The 19965-nt window shown below is 30.1% G+C and carries 20 protein-coding genes; 5 read left to right on the top strand and 15 right to left on the bottom strand.

Annotated features, from left to right (window positions below; all coding sequences use genetic code 11):
• Positions 1–10: 10 nt before the first annotated feature.
• Genes ELQ07_RS00970 through aat form a run of 4 tightly spaced genes read left to right on the top strand, consistent with a single transcriptional unit; the run spans position 11 to position 3651 of the window.
• Positions 11–613: a TlpA disulfide reductase family protein gene (locus ELQ07_RS00970; protein ID WP_088303569.1), complete on the top strand. Its 603-nt coding sequence runs from the start codon at positions 11–13 to the stop codon at positions 611–613.
• Complete coding sequence (locus ELQ07_RS00965) at positions 613–903, top strand: ATP-dependent Clp protease adaptor ClpS (protein ID WP_002856038.1); 291 nt, start codon at positions 613–615, stop codon at positions 901–903. Before ELQ07_RS00970 ends, ELQ07_RS00965 begins: the two co-directional genes overlap by 1 nt.
• Positions 900–3029, top strand: a complete 2130-nt coding sequence (locus ELQ07_RS00960) for an AAA family ATPase (protein ID WP_088303570.1) — start codon at positions 900–902, stop codon at positions 3027–3029. Before ELQ07_RS00965 ends, ELQ07_RS00960 begins: the two co-directional genes overlap by 4 nt.
• Positions 3004–3651 (top strand): leucyl/phenylalanyl-tRNA--protein transferase, encoded by a 648-nt coding sequence (gene aat, locus ELQ07_RS00955; RefSeq protein ID WP_002932715.1) that lies wholly within the window; start codon positions 3004–3006, stop codon positions 3649–3651. The genes ELQ07_RS00960 and aat overlap by 26 nt, the downstream gene beginning before the upstream one ends.
• A gap of 22 nt (positions 3652–3673) precedes the next feature.
• Here the strand turns inward: aat and cetZ are convergent, their stop codons facing one another.
• The 3 genes from cetZ to ELQ07_RS00940 all read right to left on the bottom strand — a co-directional run bounded on the left by cetZ (position 3674) and on the right by ELQ07_RS00940 (position 6044).
• A complete protein-coding gene (gene cetZ, locus ELQ07_RS00950; protein WP_053869652.1) occupies positions 3674–4963 on the bottom strand; it encodes an energy taxis response protein CetZ in 1290 nt (429 codons plus the stop codon).
• Between the two features lie 80 nt (positions 4964–5043).
• Entirely contained in the window at positions 5044–5670 is a 627-nt protein-coding gene (locus ELQ07_RS00945) for a MarC family protein (protein ID WP_079862154.1), read from the bottom strand.
• 14 nt (positions 5671–5684) lie between these two features.
• On the bottom strand, positions 5685–6044 hold the full coding sequence (locus ELQ07_RS00940; RefSeq protein WP_002853613.1) for a methionine-R-sulfoxide reductase: 360 nt from the start codon (positions 6042–6044) through the stop codon (positions 5685–5687).
• An 89-nt stretch (positions 6045–6133) separates the two neighbouring features.
• Between ELQ07_RS00940 and ELQ07_RS00935 the strand changes: the two genes are divergently transcribed.
• The gene (locus tag ELQ07_RS00935; RefSeq protein ID WP_088303572.1) at positions 6134–6931 is read left to right on the top strand and encodes a ferritin-like domain-containing protein; all 798 of its coding nucleotides are present in this window, start codon (positions 6134–6136) and stop codon (positions 6929–6931) included.
• Here the strand turns inward: ELQ07_RS00935 and pssA are convergent.
• From pssA to pglB, 12 genes are all read right to left on the bottom strand, one after another.
• Entirely contained in the window at positions 6922–7650 is a 729-nt protein-coding gene (gene pssA / locus ELQ07_RS00930; protein WP_002859122.1) for a CDP-diacylglycerol--serine O-phosphatidyltransferase, read from the bottom strand. The two genes, ELQ07_RS00935 and pssA, sit on opposite strands and share 10 nt — an antisense overlap.
• Before the next feature lie 9 nt (positions 7651–7659).
• Positions 7660–8277, bottom strand: coding sequence for a phosphatidylserine decarboxylase (locus ELQ07_RS00925; RefSeq protein ID WP_002866132.1), 618 nt, complete (start codon positions 8275–8277; stop codon positions 7660–7662).
• Entirely contained in the window at positions 8274–10211 is a 1938-nt protein-coding gene (ftsH, locus tag ELQ07_RS00920) for an ATP-dependent zinc metalloprotease FtsH (protein WP_002853468.1), read from the bottom strand. The genes ELQ07_RS00925 and ftsH overlap by 4 nt, the downstream gene beginning before the upstream one ends.
• Positions 10208–11059 (bottom strand): 50S ribosomal protein L11 methyltransferase, encoded by an 852-nt coding sequence (locus ELQ07_RS00915; RefSeq protein WP_070317070.1) that lies wholly within the window; start codon positions 11057–11059, stop codon positions 10208–10210. The genes ftsH and ELQ07_RS00915 overlap by 4 nt, the downstream gene beginning before the upstream one ends.
• 22 nt (positions 11060–11081) lie before the next feature.
• Positions 11082–11474, bottom strand: coding sequence for a chemotaxis response regulator CheY (locus tag ELQ07_RS00910; protein ID WP_002866134.1), 393 nt, complete (start codon positions 11472–11474; stop codon positions 11082–11084).
• 112 nt (positions 11475–11586) lie between these two features.
• Complete coding sequence (locus ELQ07_RS00905) at positions 11587–12480, bottom strand: PDC sensor domain-containing protein (RefSeq protein WP_002932694.1); 894 nt, start codon at positions 12478–12480, stop codon at positions 11587–11589.
• A complete protein-coding gene (pglF, locus tag ELQ07_RS00900) occupies positions 12480–14252 on the bottom strand; it encodes a UDP-N-acetylglucosamine 4,6-dehydratase (configuration-retaining) (RefSeq protein WP_052785357.1) in 1773 nt (590 codons plus the stop codon). Before pglF ends, ELQ07_RS00905 begins: the two co-directional genes overlap by 1 nt.
• A gap of 1 nt (position 14253) precedes the next feature.
• Positions 14254–15414: a UDP-N-acetylbacillosamine transaminase gene (gene pglE / locus ELQ07_RS00895; protein ID WP_052785356.1), complete on the bottom strand. Its 1161-nt coding sequence runs from the start codon at positions 15412–15414 to the stop codon at positions 14254–14256.
• A 97-nt stretch (positions 15415–15511) separates the two neighbouring features.
• The gene (gene pglD / locus ELQ07_RS00890) at positions 15512–16102 is read right to left on the bottom strand and encodes a UDP-N-acetylbacillosamine N-acetyltransferase (protein WP_032598731.1); all 591 of its coding nucleotides are present in this window, start codon (positions 16100–16102) and stop codon (positions 15512–15514) included.
• Positions 16089–16691, bottom strand: a complete 603-nt coding sequence (pglC, locus tag ELQ07_RS00885; RefSeq protein ID WP_002932689.1) for an undecaprenyl phosphate N,N'-diacetylbacillosamine 1-phosphate transferase — start codon at positions 16689–16691, stop codon at positions 16089–16091. Before pglC ends, pglD begins: the two co-directional genes overlap by 14 nt.
• Positions 16684–17814, bottom strand: coding sequence for a N,N'-diacetylbacillosaminyl-diphospho-undecaprenol alpha-1,3-N-acetylgalactosaminyltransferase (gene pglA, locus ELQ07_RS00880; RefSeq protein ID WP_134224613.1), 1131 nt, complete (start codon positions 17812–17814; stop codon positions 16684–16686). Before pglA ends, pglC begins: the two co-directional genes overlap by 8 nt.
• 9 nt (positions 17815–17823) lie before the next feature.
• Positions 17824–19965, bottom strand: coding sequence for an undecaprenyl-diphosphooligosaccharide--protein glycotransferase (pglB, locus tag ELQ07_RS00875; protein ID WP_134224612.1), 2142 nt, complete (start codon positions 19963–19965; stop codon positions 17824–17826).

The following is a 19965-nucleotide window of genomic DNA, read 5'->3' as shown; positions in this document are numbered from 1 at the left end:
AGGAAATTAAATGAAAAAAATTTTAACCCTATTTTTAATAAGTTTAGCATTTTTTCTTAATGCTTGCTCCAAAGAAGAGGAAATTCAAAATGATTTTATGTTTGAAGAGTATCACAAAGGAGATAAAATAGTATTAAATAGTGTAAATGGTGGAAGCAAAACTTTAATAAGAACAGATAAAGGTTTTGTGGTAGAAGGAGAGGAAGGAAAAGTTCTAATGTTTGATTTTTTTGGCACTTTTTGCACCCCATGCAAAGAAGAAGCTTTAGATCTTAGCAAACTTTGGAAAAATAATTCTAGCAAATTTATCATTATAGGACTTACACATTTTGAAGATGTTAGCGATGAAACAGTTAAAAAATTCGCGGATGATTATGGTGCTTACTATTTTCTAAGCAATGACAGTTCTAATGATCGTATTATTGCTCAAATTTTAAAAGATATAGACTATCAAAATATGGAGCAACTTCCTTTTAAAGTTGTTTTAAAAAATGGAATTTATCAAAAAATAAGCGATTACTGGAATAATAATGCTCCAACAAATTTTTATCTTGGCAAAATTCCAACAGAACTCATGCAAGAAGATTTAAATAAAATCTACAAAGGAAAATAATGCCAAAAACCCAAACTCTAGAGCAGACAAAACTTAGTGAACCAAAAATGTATAAAGTTATACTCTTAAATGATGATGTAACAACCATGGATTTTGTCATAGAAATTTTGATGAATATTTTTCATCAAAACCTTGAAAAAGCAAGTCAAACAATGTTAGAAATTCATCACAATGGTTCTGGAATTTGTGGCATTTACACTCAAGAAATAGCTCTTTCAAAACAAAAAAAAGTTATAGATGCGGCTAAACTTGCTAATTTTCCACTACAAGCAAAGGTAGAAGAAGAATGAAATACCAAGAAAATTTACAAAAATATCTTGATAATGCCAAAAATCTAAGCTTAATAAACCATCATGAATTTGTTACCTGTGAGCATGTACTGTTTGCATTACTAAAACTAAGCACTGATTTTAAGGATATATTTGAAGAATTTTCAGATGGAGATCTTGAGCTTCTAGAAACCGAATTAAAAAATTACATTTCTCAAAACAATCAAGTTATTAAACAAGAAATAGAACCTACAATATCTGTTGTTTTAGATGAAATCTTACTTTCATCTAAAAATAAAAATAATGAAATTAAAATTATAGATTTTTTAGAAAAGCTCATACAGGATTCAAGAAGTTATTCTAGCTATCTCTTAAAAAAACACAACATAAATCTTAACAAAATTCAAGAACTTCAAAATCATGAAAATATACAAAATTTAAGCAACCACACAAGTGATTTAACACTTTTAGCTCAAAATGGCAAGATTGATCCTTTAATAGGAAGAAAATTTGAACTTGAAAGAATGATGCAAATTCTTTCACGTCGCAAGAAAAATAATCCTATTTTAGTAGGAGAAGCAGGAGTTGGCAAAACGGCCATTGTAGAAGGATTAGCATTGGCTATTGCGGAAAAAAAGGTGCCTAAAAACTTACAAAATGCAAAAATTTTTAGTCTTGATATGGCTAGTATACTTGCGGGAACAAAATACCGTGGAGATTTTGAGAAACGAATTAAAGAAATTTTAAATGAACTTGAGAAAATACCGAATGCTATTTTATTTATTGATGAAATTCACACTATAGTAGGAGCTGGAGGCACAGGAGAATCTCATACTGATTTTTCCAATCTTTTAAAACCAGCTTTAAGCAATGGAACTTTAAAATGCATAGGTGCAACAACTTTTATGGAATATAAAAATACTTTTGATAAAAATAAACCCCTAAGTCGCCGTTTTGCTAAAATAAATGTAGATGAACCAAGCCAAGAAGAAAGCTTGCAAATTCTGAAAGGATTAAAAAACAAATATGAAGAATTTCATCATATAAAATTAAACGATGAAATTCTTCAATATGCTGTAATTTGGGGTAAAAAATTTTTTAATGATAAATTTTTACCTGATTGTGCTATAGATCTGATCGATGAACTTGGTGCTTCTTTTGCTTTAAATCCAAAAGCTAGAAAAAATGCCAATTTAAAAGATTTAGAAAATGTTTTAGCAAAAATGACCCACCATCACAAAATGTTTGAATTCGATCAAAATAAAGCTTTAATGAATTTAAAAACAAATTTAAAAGCAAAAATTTTTGGCCAAGATGAAGTTATAGATAGCCTTGTTTCATCACTTAAGCAAAGTTTCGCAGGATTTAAAAATTCCAATACACCACGCGGAGTGTTTTTGTTTACTGGATCAAGTGGAGTTGGAAAAACAGAACTTTGCAAAGCTTTAGCTGAATTTTTAGGTTTAAATTTAGAACGCTTTGATATGAGTGAATATGCAGAAAAACATGCTATAAGTAAACTAATAGGATCTCCAGCTGGATATATAGGTTTTGAAGAGGGTGGACTTTTAAGCAATGCTATTCGCAAAAATCCTTTCAGTCTTGTTCTTTTTGACGAAATAGAAAAGGCTCATCCTGATTTAAGCAATACCTTTTTACAGATTTTTGACAATGCCGAGCTCACCGACAATAGCGGTCTTAAAGTAGATTTTAAAAATACAATCATTATTATGACATCTAATCTAGGACTTAAAGAAAGCAATGAGCTTGGTTTTTTAAGTAAAAATGAAGAAAAAAGTAATCGTGCTATCAAAGACTTTTTTGCTCCAGAATTTATTAATCGCATTGATAAAATTTTACATTTTAATGATTTAAACGATGCTATACTTGTTAAAATTATCGAAAAAGAACTTGATGAAATTTCTAAAAATTTAAATAATATAAAATTATCAGCGGATGATAAAGCTAAAATTTATTTAGCTAAAAAAGCCTATAATAAAGAATTTGGAGTAAGGCTTTTAAAACGCATAATTTCTGAGGAGATAGGAGAAAAAATCAGTGATGAAATTTTATTCGGAAAGCTTAAAAAAGGCGGTATAGCTAAAATCAAACTTGGTAAAAATGGAAAGCTCGAATTTATATTCTAAATTACTCAATGCACCTAAAAATGCTCCTGTATTTTTAAGTCAAAATTTAGAAGCTGATTTTATTGTAAAAGCTTATACTTTTGGTCTATTCCCATGGACAAGTAAACCTGTAACTTGGTGGTGTCCAGATCCTAGATGCATTTTAATTCCAAATCAAATTCACATCCAAAAAAATATGAAAAAATTTATTAATCTCTATCAAATTAAACTTGATTATGATTTTTTAAAATTAATTACATTATGTCGCGATACACGCTCTCAAAGCTGGATAGATGATGAATTTATTACCACTTATTATAAGTTATTTACCCAAGGCTATGCGCATAGCCTTGAACTTTATGAAAATAATGAACTTATAGGTGGAATTTATGGTTTAATTTTAGGAAAGGTTTTCTTTGGTGAAAGTATGGTAAGCATTAAAAAAAATGCATCTAAAGTTGCCATGATTAAACTTTGTGATTTATTAAAACCTTATGATTTTATCATAGATTGTCAAGTTTATAACCAACATTTAGAATTCATGGGTGCTCATAATATTTCTAGGAAAGAATTTTTAAATATTTTAAAAGAAAAATGCAATCAAGAAAGTGGTTTTAAAAATTTTAAAGATTTAATGACTTAAAAAATAAGCGTGAAAATCACGCTTATGACATTGCTTTAGCAACTTCAGCAGAGCTTTCACGAATTTTCTCCATACATTCTCTTGCTTCTTTTGCAAGTTCAACACTCTGATTAACATCCTCTAAACCGCTTTTAATACTCTCAACCACTTGTGATGTAACATTACGAATAGAATTAATCGTAGTGGTAATTTCATTAACTGAATGCCCTGTTCTTTCAGCTAAATTTCTTACTTCATCAGCAACAACAGCAAAACCTCTACCATGTTCACCAGCACGTGCTGCCTCAATAGCAGCATTTAAAGCAAGCAGATTAGTCTGATCAGCAATATCACTAATAGTCTGAATAATAGATTTAATTTCATCTGATTGTTGATTTAATGAGGAAACAAGATTTGAACTTTGAGACATCATATCAGCAATATTCTGAACATTTGAAACAGTGTTTTCAATTACACGATCTCCATCTTGAGTAAGATTATCATTTTTTTCTGCAAGTTCGCTTATGAGGCGAAGTTTTTCTTGATCTTTTTTAACTTGTTCGCTTATATCTGTAGCAAATTTAATAACCTTGTAAATTTTTCCATCATCATTTTTAACCGGATTATAACTTGCTTCAAGGTATACTTTTTTATTATTTCTTCCGTATCTTATATATTTACCTGATTGAAATTTACCCTCTCTTAAATCTTCCCAAAATTGAACATAGTCCTTAGAGTGTCTATAATTAGAATCACAGAACATACTATGATGCTTTCCTTTAATCTCATCAATATTAAAATCCATAGTTCTTAAAAAATTTTCATTAGCCGTAATAATAGTCCCATCAGGTTTAAATTCAATAATAGCCATAGAACGATTAGCAGCAGCAATAGTATTTCTAAGATCAAGCATTTCATAATGTCTTTGAGTTATATCATTGGCAAATTTAATAATTTTATAAACATGACCATTATTATCACTAATTGGAAGATAATTTGCTTCTAAATAAACATCTATCCCTCCCTTAGCTATACGTCTAAAAAGACCAGTTCTAGCTTTTCCATCTCTTAAATCTTTCCAAAAATCACTATATGCTGAAGAATTAACAACTTCAGGCAAACAAAACATACTATGATGCTTACCCTTAATCTCTGAAAGGGAGTATTTCATAGTTGTTAAAAAATTTTGATTTGCCTCTAAAATAACGCCATCGGTGGTAAATTCAATTACCGCCATAGTATTCCCAATAGATCTTAAAATATCTCCTAAACCATTACACTTTTTTTCAAGTTGTTCAATTATTTCAGTATTGTTTTTCTTAGCACCAAACATAAAACTCACCTTTTTAATAATAAATTATTTTAAAATTATATCATATTTATATAGTATTATTTACTTAAAATTATATTAATTTATAAGTTAAATATATCTTTTAAACCTACAATAATCATCTTAAACCCCATAGCAGCAATAAATACTTGTGCTATACGAGAAAAAACATGCAAAATCAATTTTCCAACTATTTTTTCTATAGTAGCTGCAAAATGAAAAAGTATAAACATAAAAATAAAAGCTATCATTACTCCGCCAAGAGCAACATCAAGCCCACCATCTTCGGCTATAACGATAATACTAGCTAAAGTTCCAGGCCCAACAAGCATAGGAAATGCCATAGGTATTAAACTCTGTCTTAAAATTTCCTTATCATCCATATCCTGATAAGAACTAAAATCCTTAGTTGCAATTTTTGTTGAAAAAAGTAAATTTTTAATAGCCATTATAATAAGAACCAAACCACCAGAAACCCTTAAATCATCTAATGAAACTCTAAAAATATAGTTCATAAATAAAGGTCCTGATAATAAAAATACCAAAACTATAGTAAAAGCTGTATAGAGAATAGTTCTAAAAAGTTTTTTTCGAAGCATTAAAGGCAATCCATCACTCATAGCCAAAAATTGAGTTAAATTACCAAAAGGATTTAATATGGCAAGTAAAGTAATTGCAGCAAAAAACATCAAATAAAGCTCAGAACCCATACTAGAAAACACTATCAATCCTTAGTTTTTACAAATTCCAAAGAAATAGAATTTACACAATGTCTTACATTTTTAGCAGAAAATCCTTCTCCTTCAAAAACATGACCTAAATGTCCATTGCAGTTTGCACATACAATCTCGGTTCTAATCCCATCTTTATCAGGAATTCTTTTAATAGCCCCTTTTATTTCATCATCAAAGCTAGGCCATCCGCAACCTGATTTAAATTTATCTTCGGATTTATAAAGCGAAGCTCCACATTGCTTGCATTGATAGATTCCTTTTTCATAAAAATCATTATATTTCCCACTAAAAGGAGCTTCTGTTCCTTTATTTAAAATTACTTTTTTTTCTTCTTCATTTAATTCTTTCATGATCTGCCCTTGTAAAATAATTTTTATATTATATAATTAAAATTTCAATTTTAAATGATAAATTTTTATAATTTTCAAGAAAGTTTTAAATGCAAAAAGAATTTTTTCAAGAACTTCAAGATATTTTATATGAAAAAAATATAACTATAAAATTTCACTCTTTTCAAAATTTTTATGAAGACTTTAAAAGCCACAAATTTATTTTTAATCACGAGCATCAAAGCATTTTCAAAAAAAATACATCGCAACAAATTACCTTGCTTCATCCTACGCGTATAAGAAGGCCTAAATTTCTCAATTCAACTCATGCGCTTGCTAAAATAATTCATTCAGTCGCTCATATAGAATTTAATGCAATTAACCTGGCTTTAGATGCGAGTTATCGCTTTAAAAATCTACCTTTGCAATTTTATTACGATTGGCTGGAGGTGGCAGATGAGGAAATTAAACATTTCAAACTTTTAAATTCAGCACTTGAAGAACTTGGTTACAAATATGGAGATTTTCCAGTGCATGATAATTTAGAATCTGCTCTAGAAGCTACAAAAGACTCTTTAAGCTTTAGAATGGGAATAGTTCATAGAGGTTTAGAAGCTAAAGGGCTTGATGCCAACCCCTTTGTTGTTCAAAAACTTCAAAGTTCCAATCATTCCATTAAAAATCTTTTAATGGAATATCTTGAAATTATACTTAATGATGAAATAAAACACGTTAAAAAAGGAGATACTTGGTGGAAATTTGCAAATCAAAACAAGTATGATTTTATCGAGCTTTGTAAAACGTTTAAACAATTCTCTCTTGCAGGAAAAAAACTTAACATTCAAGCAAGAATCAAAGCTGGCTTCACTCAAGAAGAATGCGAAGTCATTGAAAAATTTTACTCTTGATTTCTTATCTTAAATTTTGAAACAATAATGGTATATAAAACCCGAATAATTCCATAAAGCACATACAAGCTTGCTAAAATTACTAAACTTTCAAGAGGATAAAGATATAAAAATGAAAATATTATAATTAAAATAATCAAAACTTTTAAAACACTAGAACGATTAAAATCAAGCTTTTTAAAGCTAGGATAGCGTATATTACTTACCATTAAAAGCCCTAAAATTGCTTGAAGCACCAAAAAAACTACACCATAAGGCTTTAAAAAATCATAACTAATAAACGCATAAGTCCATATAGCACTCACAACTGCTGCAGTAGGTATAGGAAGACCTATAAAAACAGAAGGTTCATAAGTGCCTGTGGTAACATTAAATCTCGCCAAACGAATAGCTCCAAAAACCACAAAAAAAGCCGTAATCAAAGATCCAAGCTTTCCAAAATCATAACCTATAGCCATATAAAAAAGAACCGCTGGAGCAACTCCAAAAGCTACTAGATCAGCTAAAGAATCAAATTCTACTCCAAATTTTGAAGTAGAATTTGTAAGTCTTGCAACACGGCCATCAAGCCCATCGCAAATCAAAGATAAAATAATATAAATCAAAGCTGTATAATAATTTCCATGTATTGAAGCTATAATAGAAATAACCCCTAAAAAAGCTGAAGCAGCTGTAAAAAGATTGGGTAAAATATAAATTAGTTGCGGTCTGTTATTCATTATTTTTCCTTACGCAAAATAGCCCAACAATGAACCTGCTTTAATTTCATCATTTAAGCCTATATGAATTCTAGTATCTTTTGGTAAAAGTAAACTTATAGAGCCATTGATTAAAAAACCCATTCTATCTCCTGCTTTTAAATCATGAGAAATATTATCGAGCTTTAATTTTCTATCAAAAGAACCTGCATAGATTCGCAAGGCTATTGTTTTATTCTCTTTAACTTTTGCCAAAATAAAAGCTCTTTCATTCATCATTTTTGCAGATTTTAATTCACTGCACAAAAAAAGCCCATGTCGTAAACGAATATCTATTATAGACATTGCAAAAGGTGTATTAAAATTCCCAGCATCATAAAGAGCATTTTTAATAGTAATTTCAACACATTCACCCAAATCTTTATGATGAATATTTTCTATTTTAGTAACCCTACCATCCATAGGTGCAAAAATAGCTTTTTCATCACTACAAACAAGTTCTCTTTTGGGCGCTCTAAAAAGAAAAATACAAATTACAATTAATGCTAATAGCAAGATGGAAAAAGAATAAAAAATCCACACAAAAATAAAAATCAAGCTTAAAATAATAAGACTTAAATATCCATCTTTTGCAATAAAATCTTTCATTCTTCTACTTTAACTTCAGTTTTAACTTCTTCGAGTTCTTGTAAACGAGTTGGTAGACTATTTTGATCCTCAAACTCTTTAATAATCTCACGCACTTTATTACCTTCAATAGTTTCTTCTTCATAAAGGGCTGCAACCATAGTCTCAATCGCTCCCTTATAAGTATTTAAAGTATCTTTAACATCTTTATAGCGTTCATCTAAGGTTTTCTTTACATAATCATCTAAAGATTCTGCCATCTTTTCAGAATAATCTTTTATGGTTTGTCCACCACTTAAGAAAGTATTTCTTTGTTTTTCAAGCACCATAAGTCCTGCAATTTCACTCATACCATACATAGAAATCATAGCTTTTATAATATCGGTTGCTCTTTCTAAATCATTACTTGCACCCGTTGAAATTTCACCTATAAACACTTCTTCAGCTGCACGACCACCCAAAAGTACATCTACTTCAGCGATAAGTTCATGTTTTTGCATTAAAAATTTATTTTCCTCAGGAGTATTTAAAGTATAACCTAAAGCCGCAAGACCACGCGGAATCACAGAAACCTTACTTACACGTTTTGCACCTTTGGTAGTTTCAGCGATTAAAGCATGACCGCATTCATGATAAGTAACAATTTTCTTTTCTTTTTCATTAATACGACGTGATTTCTTCTCAAGTCCTGCTATAGCTCTTTCAACAGCTTCAACTAAATCATTTTGTTCTACATATTTTTTAGAATCCCTACCTGCTAAAAGTGCCGCTTCATTAATAATATTTGCAAGATCAGCTCCTGCAAGCCCTGCGGTTAAGCGTGCTATGTCTTCTACCTTAACTTTTGGGGAAATTTTGACATCTTTCATGTGCACTTTTAAAATATCACACCTACCTTTAAAATCAGGTTTATCAACTAAAACTTGTCTATCAAACCTTCCTGGTCTTAAAAGCGCTGCATCTAAAACTTCTGGGCGATTTGTTGCTGCTAAAACAATAACTGGGGAACTTTCTGTCCCAAAGCCATCCATTTCAGCCAAAAGCTGATTTAAAGTTTGTTCTCTTTCATCGTTTCCACCCATCATGCCACTTGCTGCACGACTTTTACCAATAGCATCTATTTCATCTATAAAAACAATAGCGGGAGCTTCTTTTTTTGCATTTTCAAACAAATCTCTCACACGAGAAGCACCTACACCCACAAACATTTCTATAAAAGAAGAACCTGAAACACTAAAAAACGGCACATCAGCTTCACCTGCAACTGCTTTTGCAAGCAAAGTTTTTCCTGTACCTGGAGGCCCAACAAGTAAAAGCCCTTTTGGAATTTTAGCTCCCAATTTAATATATCTTTCAGGATACTTTAAAAAATCTACAATTTCTTTTACTTCTTCTTTAGCTTCTTCAACACCAGCTACATCGCTAAATTTTACTTTAGGTTTTTCTGAATTTACAAGCTTCTTAGAACTTCCTATACCCAATATAGAACTTCCCATATTTTTTTGCATACGACTTGCCAAAAACATCCAAATACCAAAGAAAATAAATACTGGCAAAACCCATGAAAAAAGTATATCTGTAAACCAATTTGTTTCAGAATACGCACCATAAGCGATATTTTTACTATCTAGTAAACTCACAAGCTCAGGATCATTAACTTTTTTTGCCGTATAAACAGTATTGTGAGAGCTTGAAATCGCTTTGATTGTTGTTTGTCCTATGCTAACTTGATTGATTTGTCCACTTTCAATAAGCTTTTTTAACTCAGAATAAGGGACATTTTTATTTACTTCATTGCCATTCAATGCCCCGCCAAAAGAACCATTGCCATCAAAAAATCCCTTAAAAATAATTATCATTACAATTGCAAAAATCGCAAAAATAAAAATGGGATTTTTGTTAAAAAAATTATTGCCCTGCGGATTACCCTTATTATTTGGGGTATTATTATTCATTGCTTATCCTTTTTATTATTTTTATATACAAAACTACACCACTCATTGATTTGCATTTCATCAATGAGTTTCAAATCTTGAAATTTTTCTTTAATTCTTGTTGAATATTTATCTAAAATTCCTGACAAAATAAGTATAGCATTATCTTCTAAATGGTTTTTAATATCTTTTTCTAAAATTAAAATCACATCTGCAATGATATTTGCAACAATTAGATTATATAAACCATTTGCTTTATCTATAGATCCACACCAAGCCTTGTGAAAATCGACACCATTTAATCTTGCATTTTCCAAAGAACTATCAATAGCCAACTCATCAGTATCACAAATTTCAACATTACAGCCAAACTTTGCCATAATAATACCCAAAATTCCACTACCACAACCAAGATCTAAAGCTCTTAATTTACTTTTAGAAAATTTTTGTAAAAATTTTACACAAGAATATGTGCTTTCGTGATGTCCTGAGCCAAAGGCTAAGGCTGGATTAATCTTTATATTTATACAATTCTTTTTTTCTTCTTGCCAAGTAGTATGGATGTAAATATTATCCACTAAAATAGGTTTTATGCCTTTTTTATATTCTTGTATCCAGTCCTTGTTTTCTTTCTCTACAAGACTTAAATTAGAAATAATTTTGCGGTTTAAATTGAAAGTAGTTGTAAGTTTTTGAGCAAATATTTCAAGTGCCCATGAAAGCTCTTCTAAACTCTCATGGGATCTAATGTAAACACCATTATCTTTCTCTTCTATGGCTTCTATACCTAAATCAAAAGCAAAATCAAGAAATAAATTTTTATACCGCTCTTCTACAATAAAGAACAATTCGTAATATTTTTTTTGCATTTAGAATTTTAAAAATCAGCCTTTACTCAGCTGCACCTTCTCCACTTCCTGTTCCTAAAACATCTTCAAGTTTTTCCTTTAAAACTTGTGGAGTAAAAGGTTTTACAATATAGTTGTTTACGCCAGCTTTTAAAGCAGTAATCACTTCAGCTTTTCCGCCCTCAGTTGTAACCATGATAATAGGCATATCTTCATATTTTTTCTCTGCTCTTACTTTTTTTACCAACTCCAAGCCATTCATTTCTGGCATATTCCAATCTGTAATTAAAACTTTTACATCTTCATTTTTAGTTAATAAATCCCAAGCTTCAACGCCATGCTCGGCTTCTAAAACATCATCGTGTCCAAGTCTTGTTAGGGTATTTTTAATAATCCTTCTCATAGTAGAACTGTCATCAACAACTAACAATTTCACAATTTCGTCCTTTCAAAGTTTTTATAGTTTTATTTTACCCTTTTTAGCCTTATTAATCAAGCTAAAAAATTTTAAAAAACAGCATTATATCATCTTTTACTTAAATTTTTACTCAAATATTATTATTTTTATACTTAACCGTAAATAAATATACACTTAAACCTAAAAGAAGCAAGCTCACTCCACCGATAAGATAAATCGCATAAATCATCTGAGAAAGATCACCAATAGCAAGTTTAAATACCAACATCAAAGCTTCTATGGCCAAAGCAATGATAATAGAACCTAAAAATCTCACCATAGTTTTTTGAATTCCACCTTCTTCTTTTTTTGTCCTTCCTAATACTTCTTGTTCGATCAAAGTTTTTGCCAAATCAAAAATGGCCAAAGCTAAAGTTATAGCAATAGTACTTTCAAACATATGTTCTATACCTATAGCTTGATTATCAAAAAGACTAAAAAAACCTTTTTGAAATAAAAAACAAGTAATCACAAATAAAACTAGTGCGAAACAAAAATATACCAAACGACTAAATTGAGTAAAAACAAACTCAAATTTTCCTGCTTGAATAATCTTTAAAATATCTTCAAGCTTGATATCAATACAAACAACAAAAAGTAAGTTATTTTTATCATCGTAAATTGGCATAGAAGCTGTCACGCAAAGTTCGTTGTTTAAAACTGAAGGATAAGGATCGCTCAAAACACATCGTCTTAATTTTACAGCTCTATAAAAATAAGAACGAGTACTTCTATCCTCACCCTGTCCTATTTCATGAGCCTTATTTAAGGAAATCGCATTTTCTATTTGCATGCCTGAAATATCTAAAATATACAAAGCATCAAAAACAACAACTTCATGAGCTATTTTATCCAAAGCTATTTTAATCGTTTCAAGGTGAATATCAGGAAGTTTATTAGGCAAATTTCTTGTTAAAATATAACTCATATAAGCTCTAGCACGATAGCGATTATCTTCAAATCTTTGTATATCTTTTATATACATTATACACCTTCTTTATTGTGTTTAAATTCAGGTACAATCTTTAATAAAGCCTCTGAAATATCTTCACATATTTGTAAATTTTCTATCTCTTTATTAAGCCAATCAAGATCAACCTTCTCATTCTTTGCTACAAAAATACTCTCATATTGCGTTTTAGCATCATTTTCATCAATTAAAAGCTCTTCATAAAGCTTCTCACCTTTTCTTAAGCCTGTGATTTTAATTTCTAAATCATTGCGATTAGAAAGCAAAAGCATTTTTTTAGCTAAATCTATGATTTTCACAGGCTTACCCATATCCAAAACAAAAAGTTCTCCCCCTTTTGCGATAGCTCCAGCTTGTAAAACAAGTTGCACTGCCTCAGCCACAAGCATAAAATAACGCACTATATCAGGATGTGTTAAAGTTAAAGGCTCATTATTGGCAATTTGTGCTTTAAATTTCGGTATCACACTACCACTAGAACCTAAAACATTACCAAAACGCACACAAGCAACTTCAAAATTTTCATCACTCATACTTAAAGTATAAAGCTCGCAAACTCTCTTAGTGCAACCCATAATATTTGTTGGTCGCACTGCTTTATCTGTACTTATCATCACAAATTTAGCTACTTTATTTTCTTTAGCACTGTCACATAAAATTTTAGTTCCTAAAATATTATTAATTACTGCTGAATGTGGATTTTGTTCACAAAGAGGCACATGTTTATAGGCGGCTGCATGTAAAATAAGCTCAGGTTTATAAGTTTTTAATACCTCATCTAAACTTTGCTTATCTAAAATACTCAGTAAAATAGGAGTAATTTTTTCTTTATATAAATTTAAATCATCATTGATCTTATAAAGATTATACTCACTATGATCAACCATAATAAGATGCTTAGCGCCAAATTTAATACATTGTTTACAAAGTTCACTGCCTATAGTTCCACCTGCCCCACTTACCAAAACTACCTTGTCTTTTAAAAAAGCTGCCACAGCACTATCGTCTAAATCTTTTGGTTTTCTAGCAAGCAAGTCTTCTATACTAATATCTCTTGCTTCGTTTCTTGTAAAAGAAAATATTTTTACATCGCAAATACCATAAGCTACAAGTTCTTCAAAAAGTTTTTTAAGCTCTTCTTGTTCAAGTCTTAAAGCAATAATGGCAGTTTTTACCCCTTGTTCTACATAAGATTTTATTTTTTCTTTTTCTTCTACAACAAATTTATCACAATAAGTCCCTATAAGCTCTTTTCTCGCATCAACCACACCCACAGGAAAAAGTCCCAAAGAACCTTCTTTTGCACCTTTTAACAAATGCAATGCCTTAGAAGTTGCCCCTACTACAATACAAGGAGTTTCTTCTTCTTTCATTCTAGAAGGTTTAAAATCCACAAGCATTCTTTTGCTAATTCTTAAAGTACCTATAAACATATAAGAAAGAACAAAATCTATCACAATAGCACTTCTTGGAAAAGGATTAAAAAAATCACTAAAAAAATAAAAAATAAGAAAAAAACAAAACTCAGCTAAAAGCAAAGCAATAAAAATTTTTCTTGCTTCATTGAGAGAAAAAAATCTCCAAGCTACTTTATAAATTCTAAAAATAAACAAAAATGAAAGTTTTAAAATAAGCAAAATAATAGCAGAAACCATCATACCATGATAAAAAATACTCGGAATATCTCCACTAAATCTCAAAGAAAAAGCCAGATAAACACTAAGTAAAATTAAAACAATATCTGAAGTTAAAAAAAATGCTAATCTTTTGCTTTTATAAAAAATCATTTTAAGCCTTTATGCTCTTTAAGATCAGTTTTGAAATTTCATAAACATCATCTTTACTCATCGCTGTACCACTTGGCAAACAAATTCCTTTTTGGAAAAATAACTCACTATTGCCATTAAGATAAGCCTTAGCTCCTTTAAATACTTCTTGAGTGTGCATAGCTTTCCATAATGGTCTTGTTTCTATTTGTTCATTTTTCAAATCTTCTATGAGTTTTGAAATTTTTGGATGCAAAGTAATATTTTTTTGACTGATATTTATATCTTTTTGACAAGCATTAAGTTCATTTTTATCAAAATCAATCAAAGCTGTACTTAACCAACGATTACTTCTTGAATTTTCTAACTCATCTAAAAAGCTAAAATGCTCTCCTAAAAATTCTTTATACCACTCATAAATTTCTCTTTTTTTAAGCACTCTTTGCTCTAAAACCTCCATTTGCGCTACACCAATAGCTCCTAAAACATTGCTTAAACGGTAATTATAACCATAATCTAAATGTTCATAATGCAAACAATTTTCCCTTGCTTGAGTGCTGTAAAATCTTGCCTTTTCAATCTTTTCTTTATTTTTTCCTATAAGCATACCTCCACCTGAAGTGGTGATGATTTTATTACCATTATAAGAATAAGCTCCAAATTCTCCAAAAGTTCCTAAAGCTTTATTCTTATAAAAACTTCCTAAAGCTTCGGCAGCATCTTCGATTAAAACAATGTCATTTTCTTTGCAAATTTCAACAATTTCATCCATTTTTGCAGCATTACCATAAAGATGAGTTAAAATCAATGCTTTTGGTTTTTTTTCACATTCTTTAATAGCAAGCTTTAACAAATCTACATCGATATTATAAGTTTCATCACAATCTATAAATACAGGTTTTGCTTTAAGATAACAAATAGGTGCTACTGAAGCGATAAAAGTAAAAGAAGAAGCCAAAACAATATCATCTTGTTTTACCCCCGCCACCCTTAAAGCTAAATGCAAAGCCGCTGTAGCCGAATTTAAAGCTAAGGCATTTTCACTTTTGCTATAATCTTTTACACTTTGTTCAAAGCGATTTACAAATTCACCCAAAGGTGCTATATAATTACTTTTGAAAACTTCTTCTATGTATTTTAATTCATTGCCGCCCATATGCGGAGGAGAAAGAAAAAATCTCATGATTTATCCTTTGTATAAAACAAAATTTTTATAAATTGACTCTATTTTACCTAAAAAAATTTACAAAGAATCAAACAAAAATCTTTTTATAATCATTTCATATTTTTCTTTTTGCAGGCACTCCCACAAAAACACCTTTTTCATCTTGACTTTTAACCAAAGTTGCTCCACCACCCAAAATACTATCATCTGCTAAGCTTAAATTAGGCAAAACACAAGAATTAATCCCTAAAAAACAATTTTTACCGATTTTTACATTACCTGCACATTTAGCCCCCACACTCACATGAGAAAATTCCCCTATCATGCATTCATGTTCAATCACACTTGAAGTATTTAAAATCACGCCTTTTTCTATTTTGGCTTTAGCATTAACTACTACATAAGGCATGATTAAAATTCCTGCATTTTCTTCCACACTTGCACTAGGACTTATAAGCGCGCTTTTATGAATAAGATTAACGATTTTAAAGCCATTTTCTGAAATTTTTTGATAAATCTTTTTTCGAATTTCATTGTTTCCTATGGCTATAAAAAAATCATACTTAGGCAAGGTGCTTTCAAATTTCATTCCTTTAAAATCATCTAAAAAAATACATTCTTTATAACCCATATTTTTAGCCACATCTTCACAAACAAGCCCATGACCACTAGCACCATAAATATAAATTTTTTCAGTTCTTGCCATTAAATTTCTCTGTTGTAACATGGCCTTCTTTGCTTACCCCACTTCGTTTTAAAACCTTTAAGGCTGTTAAAAACATGATTTTTAAATCAAGCAAAAAAGAAATATTTTTCACATAATACACATCAAGTTCGAATTTTTTCTGCCAAGAAATAGCATTTCTGCCATTTACCTGCGCCCATCCTGTTATACCTGGACGCACTTTATGACGCAATTTTTGCTCTTCATTGTAAAGGGGTAAATACTCAACCAAAAGAGGTCTAGGCCCCACAAAACTCATATCCCCTTTTAAGACATTAAAAAGTTGCAAAAGCTCATCCAAACTTAAGCTTCTAACAATTTTTCCAAAAGCTTTTAAGCGAAGTTCATCGCTTAATAACTCACCCTTCTCATCTCTTTCATCGCTCATGGTTTTAAATTTATAAATTTTAAAAATTTTTTCATCTAACCCAGGGCGATTTTGAATAAAAATCACACTTCCTTGAGTGATTTTTAAAAGCAAAGCAGTGATTAAAATCACCGGAGAAAAAAGCACTAAAAGCACTAAAGCTAAAATAAAATCAAAAATTCTTTTAAAAACTTTTTCATACATTCTTAATTACCCTATCATAAAGTTTTAAATAACGCTGTGCGATATTATTTTCATCGTATTGTAAAGCATCTTGGGCGGCATTTTTAGCTAAATTTAATCTTAATTTTTCATCTTCTAATAAAAGTGAAATTTTTTCGCTTAAATCCTTAGCATTTTTTGTTTTTGCCCAAAGTCCATCATAAGCATTAGAAATAGCCTCTACACAACCTTCGCAGTCACTTACCACTATAGCCTTACCACAAGCTTTTGCCTCCAAAACACTTACAGGAAAGCCTTCTTTATAGCTTGGCAAAACAAAAATATTACAATTTTGTAAAAGCTCGACTATATCACTTCTAGCACCCAAATAATGCACCACACCCGAGTTTAAAAACTCCAAACTTGCACAAGAAGGATTTTCATCTCTTCCACCAACTAAAACAAAATTTGCTTTGTCTTTTAGCATAGCAGCACTTTCATAAAATTCTTTTACACCTTTATGCCATAAAGCTCTTGCTATCATAAGCACAATGGGTTTTTTATCTATGTTTAAATTTTTCCAAAAAAGCTCTTTTTTTTCCGATTCTACATAAATAGGAAAAAATTTTTTTAAATTGATCCCTACGGATTTTATCACACAAATTTTATTTTCCTTAAGCCCTAAATTCCGCATAAACTCAGCATTACTTTCATTGACAAAAATAAATTGGTGTGCAAATTTAAAACTTAATTTATAAAGATTATTAATAACAAAACGCACTAAATTTGCCTTAAAACCTTGATCTATATAAAAAGATCCCAAGCCTTCTACTAAGGCAAAACGATAAGGAATTTTTGCCCATTTTGCTGCTAAAATTCCAAAGGTATTGCTTTTGTGTGCCGCACTTTGAATAAGATCAAGATTTAAATTTTTCAAAACCTTAGCAAGATAAAAAAAATTCTTTAAAACCACAAAAGGATTTAAACTAGCTCTTGAAAGCTCGTAAACAATTACTTTCAAGCCAAGATCTCTAAGTTTTTGTGTGTATTCATCTTGTGGCACTATAACAAAAACTTCATCTTTTCTATCTTTTAATGCTTTTATAATAGGCATTCTAAAATGATAAATACTTGCTCCTGCATGTGATAAAAATCCTATTCTCATTTTCAACCCTTAAATTTTAAGTTTAAAAACCTTAGCATCTCTAGAATTAATCACCAAGTCAAATAAATTCTTATCATAATTTCCTAAAAAAAACATTTGCACATAAGCACTATTAAACATGGTTTTATCCATTAAAATAAATTGTGCGTAAGGAATAGCACTATCTTTTAAATAAAAAATATAAAACTGAGCCTTATCATCAATTGGAGTGATTTTGTATTCACCTTGTTTAATAGAATTAATCTCTACGATACTATTTACAGAAACCACATTATCACCTATTTTAAAACTTCTAAAATCATCGCTTAAAACCACTCCGTTGCTAAGATAAATTTCTCCATTTTTAACATCAAGTGGATAAGCTGTGCTAAAGGTAAAAGGTTTATCCAAAACTCCTGTATCTAAATTAATAAAAGAAAAACTAGTCACCGTAGAAAAAATCAAAGACATTCTAGCGGGCATATAAAGATAAATATCACGAGTTTTTGGTATATCGATTTTAAAATCAGGTTTTGATAATGAAGCTAGAAACAAATCCACATTGCTTTGATTATAATCTTTCATCATAGCTTGTAAAATGTCTGTTTTTAAAATATCATTTTGCGGAGCATAAAAGCTTTTTTCTGTATATTCTACACTAAGCCTTGCCATATTAGCTGCAGCTTGTTCATCTTTGCTTAAAGCAAAAGAAGGGAAAAAATTATCCTTGCCTAAATGCTTTCCACCATCTACTAAAGTTTTCACATCGCTATAATAACGCACAGGATAACCATAATCCCACCAAGTTACCACATAATCTTCTCTATTGGCTATATTTTTTAATTGATTTAATAATGATGCTTCATTTTGAGAAAAAACTGTTGGTGCTTTGTAGTTGTAAATATGGATAAATACTGGAGTTAAAGTCAAAATAGTTGCAAAAATAATACAAATATTTGAAGTTAATTGGCTATATTTTTTAACCAATATAGCCTTAAACTCGCTCAATAAAAAACCAAATCCTAAAGCCATTATAGGTACAGAATAAATGGTAAATCTAAGCCCCCCTTTTAAGGCTAAAAACCCAAGCACCAATATAGGTAAAGCCATAATCATACTTTTATATTTTCTCAAAAGCCATACAAAACCAAATAAAGAAAACAAAAAAACAATTTCACTGCCACTAATTCTTCGCATAAATTCGCTAAGATCTACATTTTCAACTTCTTGTATGGTTTGATTGACATTAAAATACATAAAGCCCTGCGTTAAATTCGCACTTTCATCACTTCTAAAAATATAAAATTTAAGCTGATAAAGTATGGGATCAACCCCACCACTTAAAATCAAAAATATCAAAGTTGCACTACCTAAAATTCCTATAATCATAAAATTTAAGCGTTTTTGCTCTAAAGCAAATAAAGCAAAAAGTATTACTATAATGGCACTTTGATAAAACCATGCTATATTTGAAAGAGTAAGAGAAGATAAAATCACAGCTATATAAAAAATCTTTTCTTTTCTATGAAAAATAAGCGTATAAATTAAAAAAAGTCCAATTAAAGCTACATTTAAAGTATAACTTGAAGGATACCACCAAAGATAAATTCCTATAAATAACGGCAAGGCAATCAATGAAAAAAAGTCTTTTTTTAAAATCATTCTTACCATAAAAAATAAAATAAACATAGGTAAAACAATTACCAGCATATCCGTATCATAATACCCACTCATAGTGCGATTATAATAACTGTTTGCTATACTTGCTAAAAGAGCAGCTACAAAGCCCATTAAAGGACGTTTATATTCATTAGCTAGTAAAATAATAGGAATCACCACCAAAGAAGATAAAAAAGTACTCATATATAAAATGATACTTTCGAAAGAAAAAGGTGTGATTTTATAAAGCCAATAAGTAAGCGCGGATAAAGAAGATCCATAATAACTCAAATCATTAGGCTGATGAAAACCTGCTATCATATCTCTTGCGCCCTCAGCAAAAGCATAGCCATCATTTGAAATGATCATTAACTGATTATTGAAAAAATACTCGTTAAACTCACTTGCCCACCAAACCCAATAAAACCTGCAAAATACACTAAAAACATAAGCTAATATAATCATCGCAAACAAAACTAAATAAGGGTTTTTTAAATACTCTTTTTTCAACAT

The sequence above is a fragment of the Campylobacter sp. US55 genome, assembly GCF_004378955.1.
In the GTDB taxonomy this organism is placed as follows: domain Bacteria; phylum Campylobacterota; class Campylobacteria; order Campylobacterales; family Campylobacteraceae; genus Campylobacter_D; species Campylobacter_D jejuni.
The sequence above is the reverse complement of the archived record's forward strand: the minus strand, read 5'-3'. Positions and strand labels throughout refer to the sequence as shown.